General features: G+C 37.8%; 16 protein-coding genes and 1 pseudogene. 6 read left to right on the top strand and 11 right to left on the bottom strand.

Annotated features, from left to right (window positions below; translation table 11 throughout):
- Positions 1 to 35 precede the first annotated feature (35 nt).
- Both AB3219_RS02980 and AB3219_RS02985 read left to right on the top strand, forming a co-directional pair.
- The gene (locus tag AB3219_RS02980) at positions 36 to 761 is read left to right on the top strand and encodes a transposase (RefSeq protein WP_367369288.1); all 726 of its coding nucleotides are present in this window, start codon (positions 36 to 38) and stop codon (positions 759 to 761) included.
- Positions 758 to 1,636 (top strand): IS3 family transposase, encoded by an 879-nt coding sequence (locus tag AB3219_RS02985; RefSeq protein ID WP_216763231.1) that lies wholly within the window; start codon positions 758 to 760, stop codon positions 1,634 to 1,636. Before AB3219_RS02980 ends, AB3219_RS02985 begins: the two co-directional genes overlap by 4 nt.
- Positions 1,637 to 1,796: 160 nt before the next feature.
- On the opposite strand, the gene AB3219_RS02990 is transcribed toward AB3219_RS02985, so the two are convergent.
- Positions 1,797 to 2,141, bottom strand: coding sequence for a hypothetical protein (locus AB3219_RS02990; protein WP_216754458.1), 345 nt, complete (start codon positions 2,139 to 2,141; stop codon positions 1,797 to 1,799).
- A gap of 349 nt (positions 2,142 to 2,490) precedes the next feature.
- Between AB3219_RS02990 and nagE the strand changes: the two are divergent.
- Positions 2,491 to 4,476 (top strand): annotated as a pseudogene (gene nagE / locus AB3219_RS02995) (N-acetylglucosamine-specific PTS transporter subunit IIBC).
- 223 nt (positions 4,477 to 4,699) lie between these two features.
- Positions 4,700 to 5,548: a peptide-methionine (S)-S-oxide reductase MsrA gene (msrA, locus tag AB3219_RS03000; RefSeq protein ID WP_216754457.1), complete on the top strand. Its 849-nt coding sequence runs from the start codon at positions 4,700 to 4,702 to the stop codon at positions 5,546 to 5,548.
- Between the two features lie 10 nt (positions 5,549 to 5,558).
- Here the strand turns inward: msrA and AB3219_RS03005 are convergent, their stop codons facing one another.
- Entirely contained in the window at positions 5,559 to 6,398 is an 840-nt protein-coding gene (locus tag AB3219_RS03005; protein ID WP_216754456.1) for an alpha/beta fold hydrolase, read from the bottom strand.
- A gap of 120 nt (positions 6,399 to 6,518) precedes the next feature.
- Here AB3219_RS03005 and AB3219_RS03010 point away from each other — a divergent pair, with 120 nt between their 5' ends.
- Positions 6,519 to 7,061: a TetR/AcrR family transcriptional regulator gene (locus AB3219_RS03010; RefSeq protein WP_216762820.1), complete on the top strand. Its 543-nt coding sequence runs from the start codon at positions 6,519 to 6,521 to the stop codon at positions 7,059 to 7,061.
- Positions 7,062 to 7,145: 84 nt separating this feature from the next.
- Here the strand turns inward: AB3219_RS03010 and AB3219_RS03015 are convergent, their stop codons facing one another.
- Positions 7,146 to 7,625, bottom strand: a complete 480-nt coding sequence (locus tag AB3219_RS03015; RefSeq protein WP_367369289.1) for a GNAT family N-acetyltransferase — start codon at positions 7,623 to 7,625, stop codon at positions 7,146 to 7,148.
- Between the two features lie 22 nt (positions 7,626 to 7,647).
- Complete coding sequence (locus tag AB3219_RS03020; protein WP_216754453.1) at positions 7,648 to 8,193, bottom strand: TetR/AcrR family transcriptional regulator; 546 nt, start codon at positions 8,191 to 8,193, stop codon at positions 7,648 to 7,650.
- A 188-nt stretch (positions 8,194 to 8,381) separates the two neighbouring features.
- On the opposite strand from AB3219_RS03020, the gene AB3219_RS03025 reads away from it, so the two are divergent.
- On the top strand, positions 8,382 to 8,633 hold the full coding sequence (locus AB3219_RS03025) for a hypothetical protein (protein ID WP_057805214.1): 252 nt from the start codon (positions 8,382 to 8,384) through the stop codon (positions 8,631 to 8,633).
- A 208-nt stretch (positions 8,634 to 8,841) separates the two neighbouring features.
- Here the strand turns inward: AB3219_RS03025 and AB3219_RS03030 are convergent, their stop codons facing one another.
- The 7 genes from AB3219_RS03030 to walK form a co-directional block, all read right to left on the bottom strand.
- Positions 8,842 to 9,399, bottom strand: coding sequence for a GNAT family N-acetyltransferase (locus AB3219_RS03030; RefSeq protein ID WP_216754452.1), 558 nt, complete (start codon positions 9,397 to 9,399; stop codon positions 8,842 to 8,844).
- A gap of 89 nt (positions 9,400 to 9,488) precedes the next feature.
- On the bottom strand, positions 9,489 to 9,968 hold the full coding sequence (gene rlmH / locus AB3219_RS03035; protein WP_057805212.1) for a 23S rRNA (pseudouridine(1915)-N(3))-methyltransferase RlmH: 480 nt from the start codon (positions 9,966 to 9,968) through the stop codon (positions 9,489 to 9,491).
- A gap of 987 nt (positions 9,969 to 10,955) precedes the next feature.
- Positions 10,956 to 12,212, bottom strand: coding sequence for a S1C family serine protease (locus AB3219_RS03040; protein WP_057805211.1), 1,257 nt, complete (start codon positions 12,210 to 12,212; stop codon positions 10,956 to 10,958).
- 110 nt (positions 12,213 to 12,322) lie between these two features.
- Positions 12,323 to 13,126 carry an MBL fold metallo-hydrolase gene (locus tag AB3219_RS03045; RefSeq protein WP_216754451.1) on the bottom strand — a complete coding sequence of 268 codons (804 nt, stop codon included), beginning with the start codon at positions 13,124 to 13,126 and terminating at the stop codon, positions 12,323 to 12,325.
- A gap of 48 nt (positions 13,127 to 13,174) precedes the next feature.
- Complete coding sequence (locus AB3219_RS03050) at positions 13,175 to 14,236, bottom strand: two-component system regulatory protein YycI (RefSeq protein WP_216754450.1); 1,062 nt, start codon at positions 14,234 to 14,236, stop codon at positions 13,175 to 13,177.
- Between the two features lie 14 nt (positions 14,237 to 14,250).
- Positions 14,251 to 15,570 carry a YycH family regulatory protein gene (locus AB3219_RS03055; protein WP_216762822.1) on the bottom strand — a complete coding sequence of 440 codons (1,320 nt, stop codon included), beginning with the start codon at positions 15,568 to 15,570 and terminating at the stop codon, positions 14,251 to 14,253.
- The gene (gene walK, locus AB3219_RS03060) at positions 15,567 to 17,414 is read right to left on the bottom strand and encodes a cell wall metabolism sensor histidine kinase WalK (RefSeq protein WP_260365854.1); all 1,848 of its coding nucleotides are present in this window, start codon (positions 17,412 to 17,414) and stop codon (positions 15,567 to 15,569) included. The genes AB3219_RS03055 and walK overlap by 4 nt, the downstream gene beginning before the upstream one ends.
- Positions 17,415 to 17,418: the final 4 nt, after the last annotated feature.

Here is a 17,418-nt window from a genome sequence, read left to right on the forward strand (position 1 = left end):
ATTAAAACTTGTCTGCTGAGGAAGGAGTATTTTTTATGGGTCGAAAGGGTTCAAGATATAGTGTGGAAGAGAAACTCTTCTATATTAATTTAATAAAGGAGGGAATGGCAGCCAGGGCCATTGGAAAGAAGTACGATGTCCACTCCTCGCAAATAGCTCAGTGGGTGGAACGCTATGATGCAGGTGGCGTAGCGGCGTTACAAAGGCGACACCAACAACAAACGTATTCAAAGGGGTTCATGATGGAGGTGATTCAGGCCTATCTAGCGGGTGGAACATCATATCCTCAACTTGCGCGACAATACCATATTCCCAATAGTTCTGTCATCTACCAGTGGGTCAAACGGTATACTAGTGGTAAAGTACTCACAACCACTAGGAGGACTATCCCAATGAAAGATGGCAGAAAGACAGAACAGGTCGAACGTATCGAGATCGCACAATGGATCATTGCCAACGAGATGAACTATGTTGCCGCGACTACTCATTTTAACGTGTCCTATGGCCAAGCGTATGCTTGGGTCAAAAAGTTCAAGCAAGGTGGTCCCGACGCACTCGCAGACCGCCGCGGTAAGGCCAAGGAAGATACTGGTCAGTTGACTGAACTGGAACTAAAAGATTTAGAGATCAAGCGTCTCAAGGCACGGTTAGCCAATATCTCCACAGAGGTCGCTGTGCTAAAAAAACTCCAAGAGTTCGAAAGGATGGATGCCCTACAGAAGAAAAGTACCTCACGGTTCAAGCACTTACCAAAAAAATAAACCCAGACACAAATCAAGTGTATGGGGTTAGTTTCATGTGCCAATATGTTGGTGTATCTCGTGCTGCATACTACAAGTGGACTCACCGCAAGGTTACAGCGCAAGAACTCGAAAATAAAGCAATTTTGGCCTATATCATCGCACGTGAAGAGTCAAAAAATTATATTTATGGTGTTCGTACGATGACTATGTATCTTAATAAGGAAACACCTTATCATATCAGTCAAGGACGTGTGCGGCGCATTATGCGTCGTAACGGTATTCAATCATCGATTCGTGTGGCCAAACGCGATCGTAAAGCAGAAAAGAAGGAGTATATTCTCGCCAATAAATTACTTCATGAAGACGGCAGCCACGATTTCGCTCCTGAGCAACCAAACATGACTTGGGTAACTGATTGTAGCGAGCTAAGATTCGGACCAGGTAAGAAACAACGATTACGTTTGAGCGCTATCAAAGATCTTTATGATCACAGCATTATTGCCTGGTGTGTAGCGAGCACAGAGACAACGCAGTTAGTATCAGAAACGATCACGCAAGCCTTGAAAGCAAACCACGGTGTGAAGCCTCAATTTCTTCATTCCGATCAAGGCTCGGCTTACACTTCTGGTAGTTATAACACCCTGTTATCCGGAGAAGGCATCGTGCACAGCATGTCTCGCCCAGGAACACCAGGTGATAACAGTGCAATGGAGTGTTTTTGGAGCCAGTTGAAAACAGAAGAATTGGCTTTCAAAGCACCTCTTTCAGAAATCGAACTTGTCGGCATCATCAAGACGTACATTGCATGGCATAATACGGAACGACGCCAACTAACACTAAACGGCATGACTCCGGAAGAATACCGGAATCATGCCGTTCAAAAAAATGCATAAGATTTTAATTATTTGACTGTCTACTTGACAAGGAGCCGCGCCCGTCCAGTTTCGCCTTTTTGGTATTTTTGAAATTAACATTTTTAAAACTTCAGATTCTTAATTCTTAACTCAAATTCAAAATAAAATCCGGTGACGCACCCGCATAAACAGAACACATTTATTCTCCGTCATTAATCAAAAATGCACATCGTTGCCAAGCCAAGTACAAGAAGTATTGTCGTGCGGTCGTGGTTAACTGCATCACAACCAACAAAACTACGTAATAATTATTCGGATAGTTTTCAAAAATAGTCCATAGAATCAATAAAACTGCAATAAACGAAATTCCCTGTAAAAAACGAGCCTGTTTGACCGTTTTAACCACATTTTTATCCTTAGTCATTACATCACTTATTTGTTCAAGTGTAAATTGCTTTTTAATTGCATTACTTCGTTTCTGAAGCATGTACCAAACTACTACAAGTGCAATAAAGATGACGATCATAATTCCAATAAATATCATATATTCTCCTTACTTCATAAATCTCGTTGTTAAAATCCATTATATCGCAAGTTACCTTAAATCTTCGAAATAAGCATTCGTTGCAACACACTTATCTTTCTTTTTAAACTTCAAATTAGCGTGCTTTTCATGATTTCAGAGCATCATCAGTTATTTTTTCAAATTTTATACCAATAAAATTTGAATCTCTATAAAGTAACTGATATCTTCTTTCAATCGGTATAGACCATATGCAATATTGACTGGTATAGCTGCTACACGGGTTGTGTAAGCGCTTGTTGAGGGTTTATTATGTAAAATGCATTATAGATTTATAATTTTTTCTATTTTTCTGAGGAGGAGTTTAGGTATGAAATCATATCTTCAACGCATGGGTCGTTCTTTACAACTGCCCGTTGCTGTTTTACCTGCCGCCGCGTTATTGGTTGGTGTTGGTCACTGGTTACCTGCAAAATGGGCCGTGGCACAATTCCTACAGGCCGGTGGTAATGCTATTCTTGGTCAACTTGCCCTTTTATTTGCGGTTGGTCTTGCACTTGGTATGTCAAAGGACAAAGATGGTGCTGCTGCTTTAGCCGGCGTCGTTGCTTACTTTGTTCCCGTTTCTGTTTTAGCACCCGCTTCAGTTGCCTTGTTAAAAAATATCAAGGTTACTCAAGTAGATCCATCTTTTAGTGCTCTCAGTGGTAATGTTTTTATCGGTATTATTACCGGATTAATTGCTGCTGCGCTCTATAATCGGTTCCACGAAACCAAATTACCGATGGCCCTATCATTCTTTAGCGGTAAACGATTAGTTACAATCATGTCCGCTTTAGTTATGTTATTTGTTACCGTGCCATTATTATTCGTTTGGCCACCGGTATATGAAGCACTTGTTGCTTTTGGTAAATTCTTCGTTGGTTTAGGTGCAGTTGGTGCTGGATTGTATGGGTTCTTCAACCGACTATTAATTCCAACTGGTTTACACCAGGCTTTGAACTCAGTATTCTGGTTCAACGTTGCCGGAATTAATGATATTGGTAAATTCTGGGCTAACCAGGGTGTTAAAGGAATTACCGGTATGTACATGGGTGGTTTCTTCCCTGTTATGATGTTCGGATTACCTGCTGGTGCACTTGCCATTTATCGTAATGCCCGTCCTGAACGAAAAAAGGAGACCGCTTCTTTAATGATGGCCGGTGCCTTTGCTTCTTTCTTTACTGGTGTAACTGAACCTTTGGAATTCTCTTTCATGTTCGTTGCATGGCCTCTATATGTAATTCATGCTGTCTTCACTGGTTTATCTTTAGGTTTTGCCGCCTTCATGCACTGGACAGCCGGATTTACATTTAGTGCTGGTTTAGTCGATTTCATTTTAAGTTCACGAATGCCAATTGCCAACGTGCCTTACATGTTATTAGTTCAAGGACTTGTCATGGCTGTTATTTACTACTTCGGCTTTAACTTCGCCATTAAGAAGTTCAATTTAATGACACCTGGTCGTGAACCAGTTGAAGCTGGTGCAGACGAAGGTGTCGATGTGGCTATTGATACTGACGATAGTGATGATAAATACAGTATTCAAGCTAAAAAGATTTACACTGCTATTGGTGGCAAGGATAATATTACGGCCATTGATAACTGTACAACTCGTCTTCGATTACAGTTGAAAGATACTGACACAATTAATAAGGGCGCCATTAAAGGTGCTGGTGCGGTTGGTATCAATGTTTTAGATAAAGCTAACTTACAAATTGTCATTGGTACTGAAGTTCAATTTGTTGCTGATGCACTAACAAAACTTTATAAAGAAGGCGCTCCTGTCGGTAAAATTACCGGTAATGCTGCTCCAGCTCAAGCAGCTCCTGCAAGTTAAGATGTTAATTCTGGTGCTGTTGATACCTTCTATACGCCAACTGCTGGTCAATTACTGGCAATTGAAGATGTTAACGATCCAACATTTTCACAAAAGATGTTAGGTGATGGCTACGCTGTTGAACCATCAGATGGTAATGTTGTTTCACCTGTTGATGGTGAAATTGCAACGGTCTTCCCTACAAAACATGCAATTGGTATTAAAACTGATAATGGTTTGGAAGTTCTTGTTCATATGGGATTAGACACTGTTGAACTTAAAGGAAAACCATTTACAGTAAATGTTTCTGAAGGTCAAAAAGTTCGTCATGGTGATGTACTTGCAACTGCCGATTTACAGGCAATCAATCAGGCAGGTAAAGGTACCACAATGATTGTCATCATTACAAATATGCCTGCTGTAGGTTATATGAAATTTGATGGCCTTGCTCGCCAAGTCGAAAATGATGAAGAAGTTGTTAAAGTTACCTTGAAGTAAAAAGCTTCTTATCGAAATTAAGTTAATAAAGCAACACAGTAAAGGCCGTTCTTCTTGAACGGTCTTTTACTATCCACATAGTTACTGAATAAATAAACGTTAGCTGGTCGACAAACAATTAACTTTTTTTAAGTTAATTACGTTTTGAACTTCAAATCAAAAAAGATGCAATTCTGCTTTGATTCCTGCATAATGCTCTTGAAAAGTGAAAGGAGGACGCAAAATGAATTTCAATGAACAGGACATTCTTAGTGACGTTTACAACTTAATTTTAAACCCAGCAACCAGAAACTGGGAACGCGAACAACTACTGATAATGAAAAATGCGGTTGAAAATGGTGCACAGTTTAGTACAGAACTTGATCAACTCGAAGTTACTTTGCGTCCTTTAGCCTGGCGTGATAATCTGACTCCTGATGTGGCAGATTTTTATTCAAAAATAACTAACAATTCAAAACAAGCAACTGCATTTGACGTAGCAAAACATCAAAACTTAAGCAGTCCATATTATGAACGGGCAATATTTGCGGGTGGTTGCTTTTGGTGTATGGTTGAGCCCTTTGACACCAGGCCGGGAATTATCTCCGTATTGTCTGGTTATACTGGCGGTCATGTTAATAAACCAACCTATGAACAAGTTACCGGTCAGAAAACTGGACACGTTGAAGCCGTCGAAATTGTCTTTGATACTCGCCTGATAAAATATGCTGATTTAGTAAATATTTACTGGCAAATTACCGATCCAACTGATAATATAGGTCAGATTAACGACCGTGGGGATGAATATCGACCAATTATCTTTGTTGAAAATGCACAACAACAAAAGATTGCAGAAGCCTCCAAACAAGTATTAAGTAAATCCGGTAAATATAAACGTCCCATTGTAACTCAAATTTTGCCTGCAACTCAATTCTGGCCCGCAGAAAATTTTCATCAAGAATTTTATAAAAAGAATCCAGTTAGATACAAAAAGATGGAACGTGCCCGGCAACAATATTTAGCGATGCAACATTTACGAGGGAAAATACGAGTAAGATTAAGAAAATTTAGAAAAAGTAATGAACAAAACTAATCGTTCAAGATCATTCTGTTGGCTGTTTAGCACTGATTAAAAATTTATTCACTATTTTACTAACTACTGCCGGTTTTTCCACTAATACAATATGACTTGCCATTGGAACTGTTACAAAGGTAACTTGCGATAACTTACTGTAACGTTGCTGATCATTTAACCGTCCCTGATCGGTGGCTAATTTATCATGATCACCAAAAATCACTAGAGTTGGGACTTTATTATAAACTGACAGGCGTTTATCCATGGACATCGTCGTTGTATAACGTGCAAACAGCGTTAGTTCTTGTTTAATGACACGACGTTTTTTCTGGATCATCGGTTCGATTAGAAAAGATGGATCAGATACGTTGGTTGCATCCAATAACGAACGATACGCAAGGGGACGTTTTGCTAGTTTCATTATATTTTGTAAAATAGGACTAATAATTGGATATCCTAACAGTTTAAGTAGCGGATTTAAATGAATATACTGACTGACCGTTGACGTGCTAATTAACACCAGTGCTTGTACTTGATTCACACGCTGCGCTAGCATTGCTTCAACAATACTTCCACCAAGTGAATGGCCCATTAGTATTAATGGTGATTTTATGTTTAACGTATCAATTGCAGCCCAAAGTGACATAGCCGCTTTTTCAACAGTGTAGACATTGTCCTCAGTATTATCTGAGAGTGGCGTTCCTAACAAATTAAATGCGAGGACGTCATACTGCGTTAAATAAGGAATCATCGCCTGAAAATAAGCTGCTGAACCGCCAAGACCATGTACCGCAATTATAATTGGTTTACCTGTTAACTTGCCACTGTACGCTAATTTTCCAAATTTTGTTTGTACAAACTTCATCATGAATGCCTCTTTTATTTTACATTTTGTCACATAAGTTATAATAAAGGATAGCCCTACTTTAATTAGTGAACAATAACAACTATCATTTTATGAAACAAAAACAGAAAGCTGACACACAAAATGGATAAACGACGAACAGTATCCCACAATAAAATTATTAAGGCTCTATCCCAATTTGCGGAAGAAGGTCACCCCTTCATTGAGGTGACAGTGGCTGATTTTGCAAAAAAGGCTGCCGTTTCTCGACCAACGATTTACCGTAATTATTTGACTCTCAAAGACCCTTTGCTGGTGCAACTCCAGTTTAAAATGAATGACTTTACTAATTCTTTAGAACGTCAGCCAATAGACAGCTCTACTTTTATCAGACTTACCCTAACCTATTGGCAACAAAATATTAAGCTACTTAATCTGCTCATATGGGCGGATTCAATTGACGAACTAAATCACACTTTTTCATCATGGATCGGTAAACTGCTTGCAAATCGGCATTTATCAAAACGAGATCAAAAATACATCGCCAACTTTTATGCAGCAACTGTGGTTTCATTTATCCGAACTTTCATTGCTAATCATGATTTTTCAGATTCTGCGGTTACAGAAACCGTCACCTTGTTTAATCAACTCACAAATAATTGTGGTCAACTATTTTTCCACTCGTAATTGTAATGAAGAGTTTATGAACAGAAATACAAAATAACACGACTAAGTTTTTCACTTAAAGTCGTGTTATTTGTTTTCTATAATTTATTTAGCCTTTGGGAATTTCTCTAATCGATAAAGTTGTTCCTTATCTGGCTTGTGCTGTCCATCTTTAAACATATAACCCATGTGTTGATAAAAAGGTAATGCAGTGATAGAGGCTGGGATTTCAACTCGAGTTGCTTTCAAAAAATAGCTATCTTTTTCTAAAATTTCAATGATTAAACGACCAATACCTTGATGTTGAAAATTAGGCAAAATAAAAATATCAAATAAACTGTATTCCGTGGTACTTCCCCAATATGACCCAATAGCACCAGTACCAATAATTCGATCCGCATCACAAAATACATAAAAATGGGTTTGTTTTGCTTTATCTATGAAGAATTGCGCATTCATACTTTTAATATCAGCTTCAATATATTCATGTGAATAATCTTTTCGATTTGAAACTCTCAGTGTCTTCGAAATCACCTTGGCAACATCATTGGCATCCGCTGGTTTAAATAATCGATATGTAATCAAGTACTTTACCTTCTTTTATAATTTATTCAAACATCGATTTTCTAAAGCGATCCACAAAAACGGCAATATTTTCATCTAGCTCATTCGTTAAAGACCAGCGAATAAAACTCATCACAACATCCGTACCAAGAAAAATCATAAAGTCTCGGGGAACTGAAAATTGTTGATCTACAGTTGCTAAATAGTTTGTCCATTCTTTTCGCAAAACAGTCTCAAAGCTTGCCTGAAGGTCACCTTCTTTTTCATGAACAGCAAATAATGTCAGTATTGCATGTTTATGTGCCACCAATTGTTGATAAGCATCTAATAAAACCTTGCTACCTTGATCAGACATCAACTGTGAAATGCGTTCATGAATCAGGCCTTGAAACATTTGCGTGTACTCCGTCACCATTTTTCCAAGAAGATCATATTTATCAACATAGTGATTATAAAATGTTGACCGTCCTGTCAATGACTTTTCACAAATCTCGGCAACCGTGATTTTATAAAAAGGCTCTTGTTGCAGTAAATTCAAAAATGTAGTTTGAATATCTCGTTCTGTCTTAAATTTACGTTTCTCAACCATACCGTTTACTTCCCCCTATGATCAATTCAGTTTGAATCATTCACTTTCTAACAATTATAGACTAAATGTCAAAAACTGAACATTTTGCATTATATTATTTATGTTTATTTCAACGCTACGGGGTTATTCTGTTAGCAGTTGAGTAGGAAACATCAATCAACAAATTTGGAAGAATGAGGTGAATAAAAATGTATACTTGGACATTTTGGATCTTAGTTTGTTGGCTTGTTGTAAACGTTATTTGGATGTTTGCACAAATGGATAATCAATCCTTACTAAAAGTTTTCGCTTGGATCAATGTAATCGCAATTATTGGAGGATTTTGGGTTTTCTACGCCACAACTGCCCACGGATCACTTAATACTTGGTTCATCATTTTGAACTGGGTTAACGTGGTTCTTGCCATCTACCAATTTTATGCTGGTTACAAAAAAGATTAATTTTGAATAGAAGCATTAATTGATTCACAATTTTCTCGAACAAAACCCCGTGCTTGCATACAAATAAGCTCAATTCTTTTTGAGAATTGAGCTTATTTGCTTGTTTTAATCGTCGCCTAGTAATAAATAGTATCGTTTGATCTATTTTATAAAACTCAAATCACTTTTGGTACATCCTTGTGTAAAAATCACATTGTCATGAAAAAAGTCATTTTAATTTTCCAAGATTACCGATATGCTTCGCTGAGTGTTTAAAATTTTGGACCGTCAGTTCGTAAGTTGGATGTTGCAATCCTGTCGGTGCATAAAATTCAGTTCCAATATACTGAAATCCACATTTTTTCAGAACATTTCCTGATGCTAAATTATCAGGATGATGTCCCGCTGTAATTTTTTTGAGCTTTAACGTTTGAAAGGCATACTTTAGTACAGCTTGAACGGCCTCCGTCGCAAGTCCTTGATGCCACATTTCAGGTACCAGATGATAACCCAATTCATACACGGAACCCTCTTTATGCAATCCGCAGCAACCAATTAACTGATGATTCTTCAATTCAAATATTGGCCAATATTGAACTGCATCTTCGGATTGTGATTGAATTTCCATCTGCAAACGCTGCTTGATATCGCGCTTTGTAAAACCACTCTGACTGATGTAGTGGGTTACTTGAGGATCTCCCCACAATTGCTGAGCTAGTGCTAAATCTTCCTTTTGCCAAAACGAAAAGGCAATTCGTTTTGTTTTCAACCAATCTGCCCGTGACATTCACAAACCTCCTTGCATTTCTTCTAGGCGCACTCTGAAACAGAACTAGTCTTAACTAATTTCAGTTAACACAACCTGACTAACCTATTTTACTTATGATACGGACTCCCTGCGTTAATCATGAACGCTCGATACACTTGTTCAACCAATACTAACCGCATAAGTTGATGGGGTAATGTAAAACGGCCAAACGAAATGTGCGCATTCGCCCGTTTCATGACTTCAGAGCTCAATCCTAACGACCCACCAATCACAAATGTGAGATCAGAGTGACCGTACGTTGTTAACTGATCAATCTCCTTAGCAAACTCTTCTGATGATCGTTCCTTACCTAAGATCTCCAAACTGTAGACATACTCACGTTCTTTAATCTTATCTAGTATTCGTTGGCCCTCTTTTTCTTTGACCTCAGTCATCTCTGCGTCACTTAGAGATTCTGGAGCCTTCTCATCGGGGACTTCAACGATACTAAACTTACAGAATTTACTAAGCCTTTTTGCATATTCGGCAATTCCTTGCTTAAAATACTTCTCTTTGAGTTTTCCCACCACTACAAACTTGATGTTCATAAAAACACTCCTTTACACAAGTTATTCACAAAGTTATCCACAGGTTGATAACTTAAATTTCTATATATAGATGCTACATTTCCTTTACCACAACATGAGCTATTCACAAATTGTCAACAGAAAATTTAGTTATCCACTGTTTTCAACAGTAACACATGTTCGTATCCACAGGCTATGAACACCGCCATTTAGGCATCCACCTCGTTCTTATTTTTGTGAAACAAATTTAGTCCACAGCTTTCGTCCCAACCTGTGGATAACTTTTTACCCCATTTCAAGTCTTATGCCGACCCGATTCAAGTCACTGCCCTAAAATGTCATTTGGGTTATTCACAAAGTTATCCACAGTTGTCCACAAATGTTTTTCACACTTGATTTCTGATCTGAACAATCATTAATTCCTGATGGGGGCAATGTTCGTCTTTCCTCTTTAAAATTCCCGTTATTCCTTAAGAAAAACTTTAGAATATTTAAAATCATTCGGAACCACAATTCAGCAAAAAAATAAAGTGGATTTCTAAAAATAATCTAAAAACACGCAAAATTGCCATCTTTAGAAATTCTTATACATTTTCTGTGTATAATTCTACACCTCCTACCCACAATAAAAAACAACACAAAGATGTTTCTCTTGTACTTTCGCATTAAGGAACATGTTTAGTCATTGCCTGAAGGTTGAGAGCATCAAAATTATTTCAATAACTGATGGTAAACAACTTAACTTATAAAAAATAGTCTGGTTGCCGTCCTGTGGCTCATTTGGTCTGAAACGAGGTGCGAATTTCTTGCTGCTGATTTTTACAACAAGAATCGACATCGTATGAAGTATTGAAGTTTTCGACATGAAAACCAGCCCTTATGTGTAATAGTGGACACGAGATCAATCGTCTCCGGACTAAGAACGTTTGGTACTTTGAACTTTTAAGTATGCCTAAAAAAGACGCCAGGTTTAAGCCTGACGTCTTCCATAGAATATTTAATTTTAACTTATTTTGCTTGTGAACTTAATGTACTTGTTGTTTCCGTTAAATGAATAGTGGCCGTTTTGTACGTGCTTCCACGATACCAACCAATAGTTACCTTGTCACCAATCTTAAGCTTATAAAGCTTATCCCTTAAGGTAGCAACACTTGTAATCTTTGTACCATCTAACTTAGTTATAACATCATACTTCTTCAAACCGGCTTTACGTGCTGGTGAACCTACGTAAGTCTGATAAATTACTGCACCTTCAGTGACACTTGATGGTAACTTAAGAACTGATTTTTGTTGACTAGCTGTAATATCCGTTAAATCAATTAACGAAGCTCCTAGCGCTGGTCGGACAATCTTACCCTTAGTAATTAACTGATTGATAATCGTCACAACTTCATTTGAAGGAATTGCAAAGCCCATTCCTTCAACACTTGTACCAGAAGAACTGCTTGATAGTTTCATTGAGTTGATTCCGATAACTTGTCCAGCCAAGTTAATTAATGGGCCACCAGAGTTACCAGAGTTGATTGCAGCATCTGTTTGAATAACTGTCGCTTCGCCAGTTTCTTGACCAGATTCATTAGTCGTTGAAACTGTTCGTTTCTTTGCAGAAATGATTCCTTGTGTCAAGGAAGTTGCGTAATCTGAACCAAGTGGTGAGCCAATTGCTAAGGCTGTTTCACCAACTTTAATACTGTTAGAATCACCAAAACTTGCGACGGTTGAAACAACCGAAGAATTAATCTTCAAAACAGCTAAATCAGTCACAGAATCTTTACCCACAACTTTAGCAGAAACTTTCTTACCATTACTCATGATAATTTCAACAGCATTGGAACCGGAAATAACATGATTGTTTGTCACCACATAAGCAGCATTGCCACTCTTCTTATAAATAACACCGGAACCCTCTGCATAGGTTTCGAGTTTGCTGGAACTTGAATTGGAACTAGAACTTGATGAAGATTCACCGAAAATTGAACCGTATAAGCTGTTACTTGAACTTGAACTTTCCTTCTTTAAGTTAATAACCGTCACAACCGCATTCTTGATACTGCTGTACGCCTTTTCAGACTGACTGCTGACATTAACCTTTACATTGCTGGTCTTTGTTGTTCCAGAACTGTTTGATCCACTCGGAACGGCAGTTGCGGTTTCGGCTTGCCGATTACTTAGATAGTTACCAACACCGAACGCAATTCCCCCACCAATTAAACCAGCAACTAACGCTGTAATAAAAATTGCCCATATATTCTTGTTTTTAAACATAGCTATACGCGATCAAATGATCGCTAAACCCCCTTTAGCTTATTTATTGTAACTGTTTTCATCATATCAGTAAATTGTGATGAAAATATGAATGATTTTAATAATTTTTTCTAAATTGCAGTTAAATTCGTTGCCTTTCCATGATCTGTGTCGAATAATTGAAAATCATGGCCAACTGCTAAATCTTTATTTTTCATCATTGAAGCTACCGTTAAATGAGCAAGTTCCTTCATATTATTGTGCAAACTTAGATGACCGAGAAAAATCTTTTTCGTATTGTAGCCCATCACGTCCATTAACGCGTTGGCACCATCTTCATTAGATAAATGTCCATGATCACTCAAAATTCGTTGTTTTAACGGCCATGGGTAGCCGCCCATACGCAACATTTCAACATCATGATTTACTTCAAACAGATAAGCATCTGCATTTTCGATTTGTCCTTCTACTCTTTCAGAAACATAACCCGTATCCGTTAAAATGACGAACGTCTTGCCATTGTGATGAAATTCATAAAACTGCGGTTCAGCCGCATCATGTGACACAGCAAAGCTTTCAACATCAATATCTCCAAAGGTTTTAGTCTTGCCAACTTCAAAAATGTTTTTCTTTTCCTCTGGAATTGGACCAATCTTAGGTTCTATCGCACGCCAAGTTCCTTGATTAGCATATAAATCAAGATTATACCGGCGTGCCAAAACACCAGCACCTTTGATATGGTCAGTATGTTCATGGGTAAGAAAAAGTGAATCAACGTCAGTTAAATCACGACCAATACTATTCATGAGACCTTCAATTTTCTTGCCACTTAAGCCAGCATCCACCAACATTTTATGTTGGGGTGTTTCAATATAGGTCACATTGCCAGTACTGCCACTCGCCAAAACACTAATTTTCATGTCGTCATCACTCATGTATTTCCTTACCCCTTATTCTAACTATATTTAACTTCAATTAACCATTTACTGAACTTCAGATGAAGCTGAGCTACTGCTTGTACTACTTGTTTCACTTGAACTGGTTGCATTAGCACTGGTACTAGAGCTAGTGGCTGAACTGTTACTGTATGCTCTTCTAGTTGTTTCACGCACACTAGTTTGTGTGCTCGATTCAACCGCGCGTTTAGAACTTGAAACCGCCTGACTCAACAAACTATCATCGTTTTCACTGCCGCTTGATTCGATTGAACTAGTATTCTTACTACTTGAAGTTGATTCAACCTGTGTATTGTATTTCATAATTACACCAGTGAAAGCATTAATTCGATAATACTGAAGGGCTGTACTGCCTTTACCATGGACCGCAATATACCAAGTTGGTACATAAACGGACCCTTTTTGAATACTTAATAATCTCGTATATCCTAAACGTGCCCATTTAATCACAGACTCATTAGGCACCTCATTATACTGATAAAGCCAAATAATTGCACGTTCTTGGCTTATTGTATCTTGTTTTTCACGAAGCGGATTAGCATCTGTCAAATACCCCTGGGTGTAACCCACTACTTGATTACTACTATTTAACTTAAAGCGAATTTGACCAGATTTCGAGAAAATTCGTTGACCAGATACAATTTGAGTATAAATAATTTGGCTAGCTGTCGAGGTTTTTTCATCATATTTATAATGTTTTCCATTGGCAATTTGATTACTGTCATTTACAACTTGATCCAATGTTTTATCTGGATTCTGTTTATCTATAGTTATTGGCGTATTAAATGTACTGATAATCTCACCACTAACCATTTTAGCCGACTGAGCACTTAAAGCTTCCATTTTTTCTTTCAGTTTTTTATTACCGGAAGTTTGAGTAGAAATATAATATACCTGACCCTTTTTGTTGGACGGCTTTGCAAACGTAATCGAATCGTCACGCATTTCTTTCAAAATAGTTGTATTATGACTTGTTCCTTGTGAAGTTGAATGAACATCAGAATTGTTTTGAAAAAAGGAGATGACTAAAAAGATATCCAGTGCCGCAAAGGCTGTTAAAAATATTAATTCAATTCTTTTGAAATCCACGCGTTCTCATCCCCTTATGGCTGTTGTTCAATCAATTTTTGATATGAAATCCACTGATTCTTATAGTTCACATACCAGGTTGGCGTTAAATTTACCACAAGATCACTAGATGGGTTGGCCGTCCATTGATAACCAATCTCAATATTATTAATATCGCTTAATTTATAACCAGTGGCCTCTAGTTGATTTAAAATCGTCTGTGTTGATGGTAAAGTTGTGCGTTCTTTTCCAGTTGGAACTGGAATTTGTAAGCTGTATAAGGAAAAATCAATCTGTTTCGTTCGAGCACCGGTTATCTGAACTTCAACTGTCCCGTAATCAGTTTGATTGAAGATGGGAAAGCCTTCTACATAACTTCGGTAGATTACTGAATTTTTTTCAGAATCATACCGATAATAACGCATGTTATCTAACGGAACTTCCATACGTTTGAGAACTGTAAAGCTTTGTGATAATGCCTTACTTGTCCCTTCATGATAGGATTGCTGTCCCGCTAAATCTTCATAAAAAACGGTGCCTCGCTTGTTATTAATGGTCATGCGTTTTGAATTACTATCACTATAAATGGTCTTGCCCTTTTGTTCCTTTGTCGTTACTGAAGAAGCATTATCACTGTCCATCAACGTTGAAACAAAGTACGCAGCCGTTTGTTTATTAACTAAATAGCTGTATTCAGGAACTTTAACTTCATTTTCATAATTTGTCATTAAACGGTGGTTAATCAACGTTTCTTTCACCGCAAATCGTTGCACATTTCCACTTAATAGCTCTTTAATTTGTGCCAAGTTCTGATTAGTTGTACGAACTTTATAAATCGCATAGTTGGTATCATTTAACAAGTAAACTTCATTTCGTTTTGACACAGAAAAAACTATTCGTGAAAATTTGCCGCTAAACTGTGTTTTTTGATCAAATGCATCATTCAAAATACCACTGGTTACACTGTCCGGGTATTTTAGCATCACCGTTTCATCCCGTGCAATCAGTTTCTCATAAGCTTTACGACTATTAACTGACTCTCTTGTTACCCCTCGTAAATGCCACTTTTCAATCGCACTGCGGATTGAATCAGTTAGACTCACATTTGTATTATTGATCAGATGTGTATTTGTATCCGTTTGATGATAAATGACCTGTGTAGGTAAGTAGATATCACCAATTGACTTGTTGGACTGTTCATTTTGAATAACCGTACTATTACGACTGGATTGCTGCTTAGTCTTTTCATAACGCGCAGGATTTGTCCAAATAAACCATGATAATACCACACTTAATAGGACCACTAAAATAAGGCCAAGATGAATTAGTATTCGACTTGTTCGCATTCCTCTCATTCCCATTGATCCTCCTCATCTATGGGTTCGTAAGGAAGAGAAATATAGAATATAGATCCTCTGCCTTCCTTACTATCAACCCAGATTCGGCCACCATGCATTGAAATAATTTCTTTTGAAATTGCCAATCCCAAACCGGTACCGCCTTGTGCACGAGAACGTGCCTTGTCCACACGGTAGAAACGATCAAAGACGTGGGTAAGGTCTTTCTTTGGAATTCCCAAACCTTGGTCTGAAACGCTCAGAATCACATGGTTATGTGTCTCTAATAAACGACAAGTAATCTGACCACCATCTGGTGAGTATTTAATCGCATTATTCATCAAGTTATCCAATACTTGTTGGAATTTATCTGTATCAACTTCAACCCACAGATCACGCCGTGTAAATTCACGTTTAATTGTGTAATTTTTATCAGGATTATCATCCGTTTTCAAGATCATGTCAAATCGATCCAAAACATGATTGAATAATTCATTTAAATTAATTAATTCTAAATCAAGCTTAGCGGTTCCTGAATCCATTCGTGACAAACTCAGCAAATCATTAATCATTCGAATCATACGATCTGTTTCATCCTGAGTTACTTTCAAGAACTGTGGGGCCACTTTAGGATCTTTCCAAGCACCATCTGTTAGGGCTTCAATATAGCTCTTTAAACTCGTTAATGGTGTTCGCAGTTCATGCGAAACATTAGAAACGAATTGTTTACGATCTTGATCAATCTTTTGTTGTTCAGTTACATCATGTAACACACAAACTAAACCACTAATAAACCCAGACTCTCGTTGAATTAAGGCAAATGAAGCATGCAGAATTAAGTCTTGAGTTTTAGTCGAAAAATCAAGCACAATATCATCTTGATTTTCTAACAATTCACGCAGGGTATACGTTGTGCGAATATCTAAAACATCCAAGATTAATTTGCCAGCTGTATGTTCAGCATCAGCACTCAAGAAATCAAGCGCCATGTCATTCACAATTGTAATTCGTCCTCGTCGATCAGTGGCGATAACACCATCGGTCATATGGGCCAAAACGCTATCCAAACGTCGCTGTTCAGATTCCGTTGACTCCTGGGCCTCTTCCACACGTACAGACAAGTTATTAACCGCAGAGGCCAACTGACCCAACTCATCTTTTCCATAGACGTGAACATGTCCAGAATAGTCACCACGCGCAATTCGCATGGTCTGCTTCTTCATTTCTTCAATTGGACGGGTAATCGCACGTGAAATAATAATTGCTAGCAGTAAGCCAACAACGATCGCAAATGAAGCTGCCACGAAGAAGATCAACGTAATCTTGTTTACATTTGAATAAACGCTCTCCAAGTTGGCGCGAACATATAGTGCTCCGACCACACTATTAGAATTGCCGCTAGTACTAATTAACGGAATAATTGAAATGTAGTAGCGATTATTATTTCCCTGATCGTAATTAACTTGCTGATAGGAACGTGAGTTGTAGATGACGTTTTTGATTGCCTGATCCGTTGTTTTTTGACCCACAATTGATTGCTCATTCAGATCACTGGAAGCACGAACAGTCCCTTTGTTGTCAATGACACGAATTTCTGTAATATTCGTATTATTCACATCAGAAATAATTTGTTGAATCTGTTTATTTGCTGAAGTAGTATTGCTTTTTCCAAGTTGTTCCGAAATCTCATTATCAACATACGTTCCCAATTGAATTTGGTTTTTAAATTGCCTTAAATTTTGTTGTTCCAACTGACGTACAAAAATAACCCCGACAATTTCCAATGTTATCATCAATAACAAGGCGAATACCAAGGCTATTTTAAAGTTTATCGATTGGTAGAAACGGGTTTTTTTGTTCATAACC

Source organism: Pediococcus ethanolidurans (assembly GCF_964062635.1).
In the GTDB taxonomy this organism is placed as follows: domain Bacteria; phylum Bacillota; class Bacilli; order Lactobacillales; family Lactobacillaceae; genus Pediococcus; species Pediococcus ethanolidurans.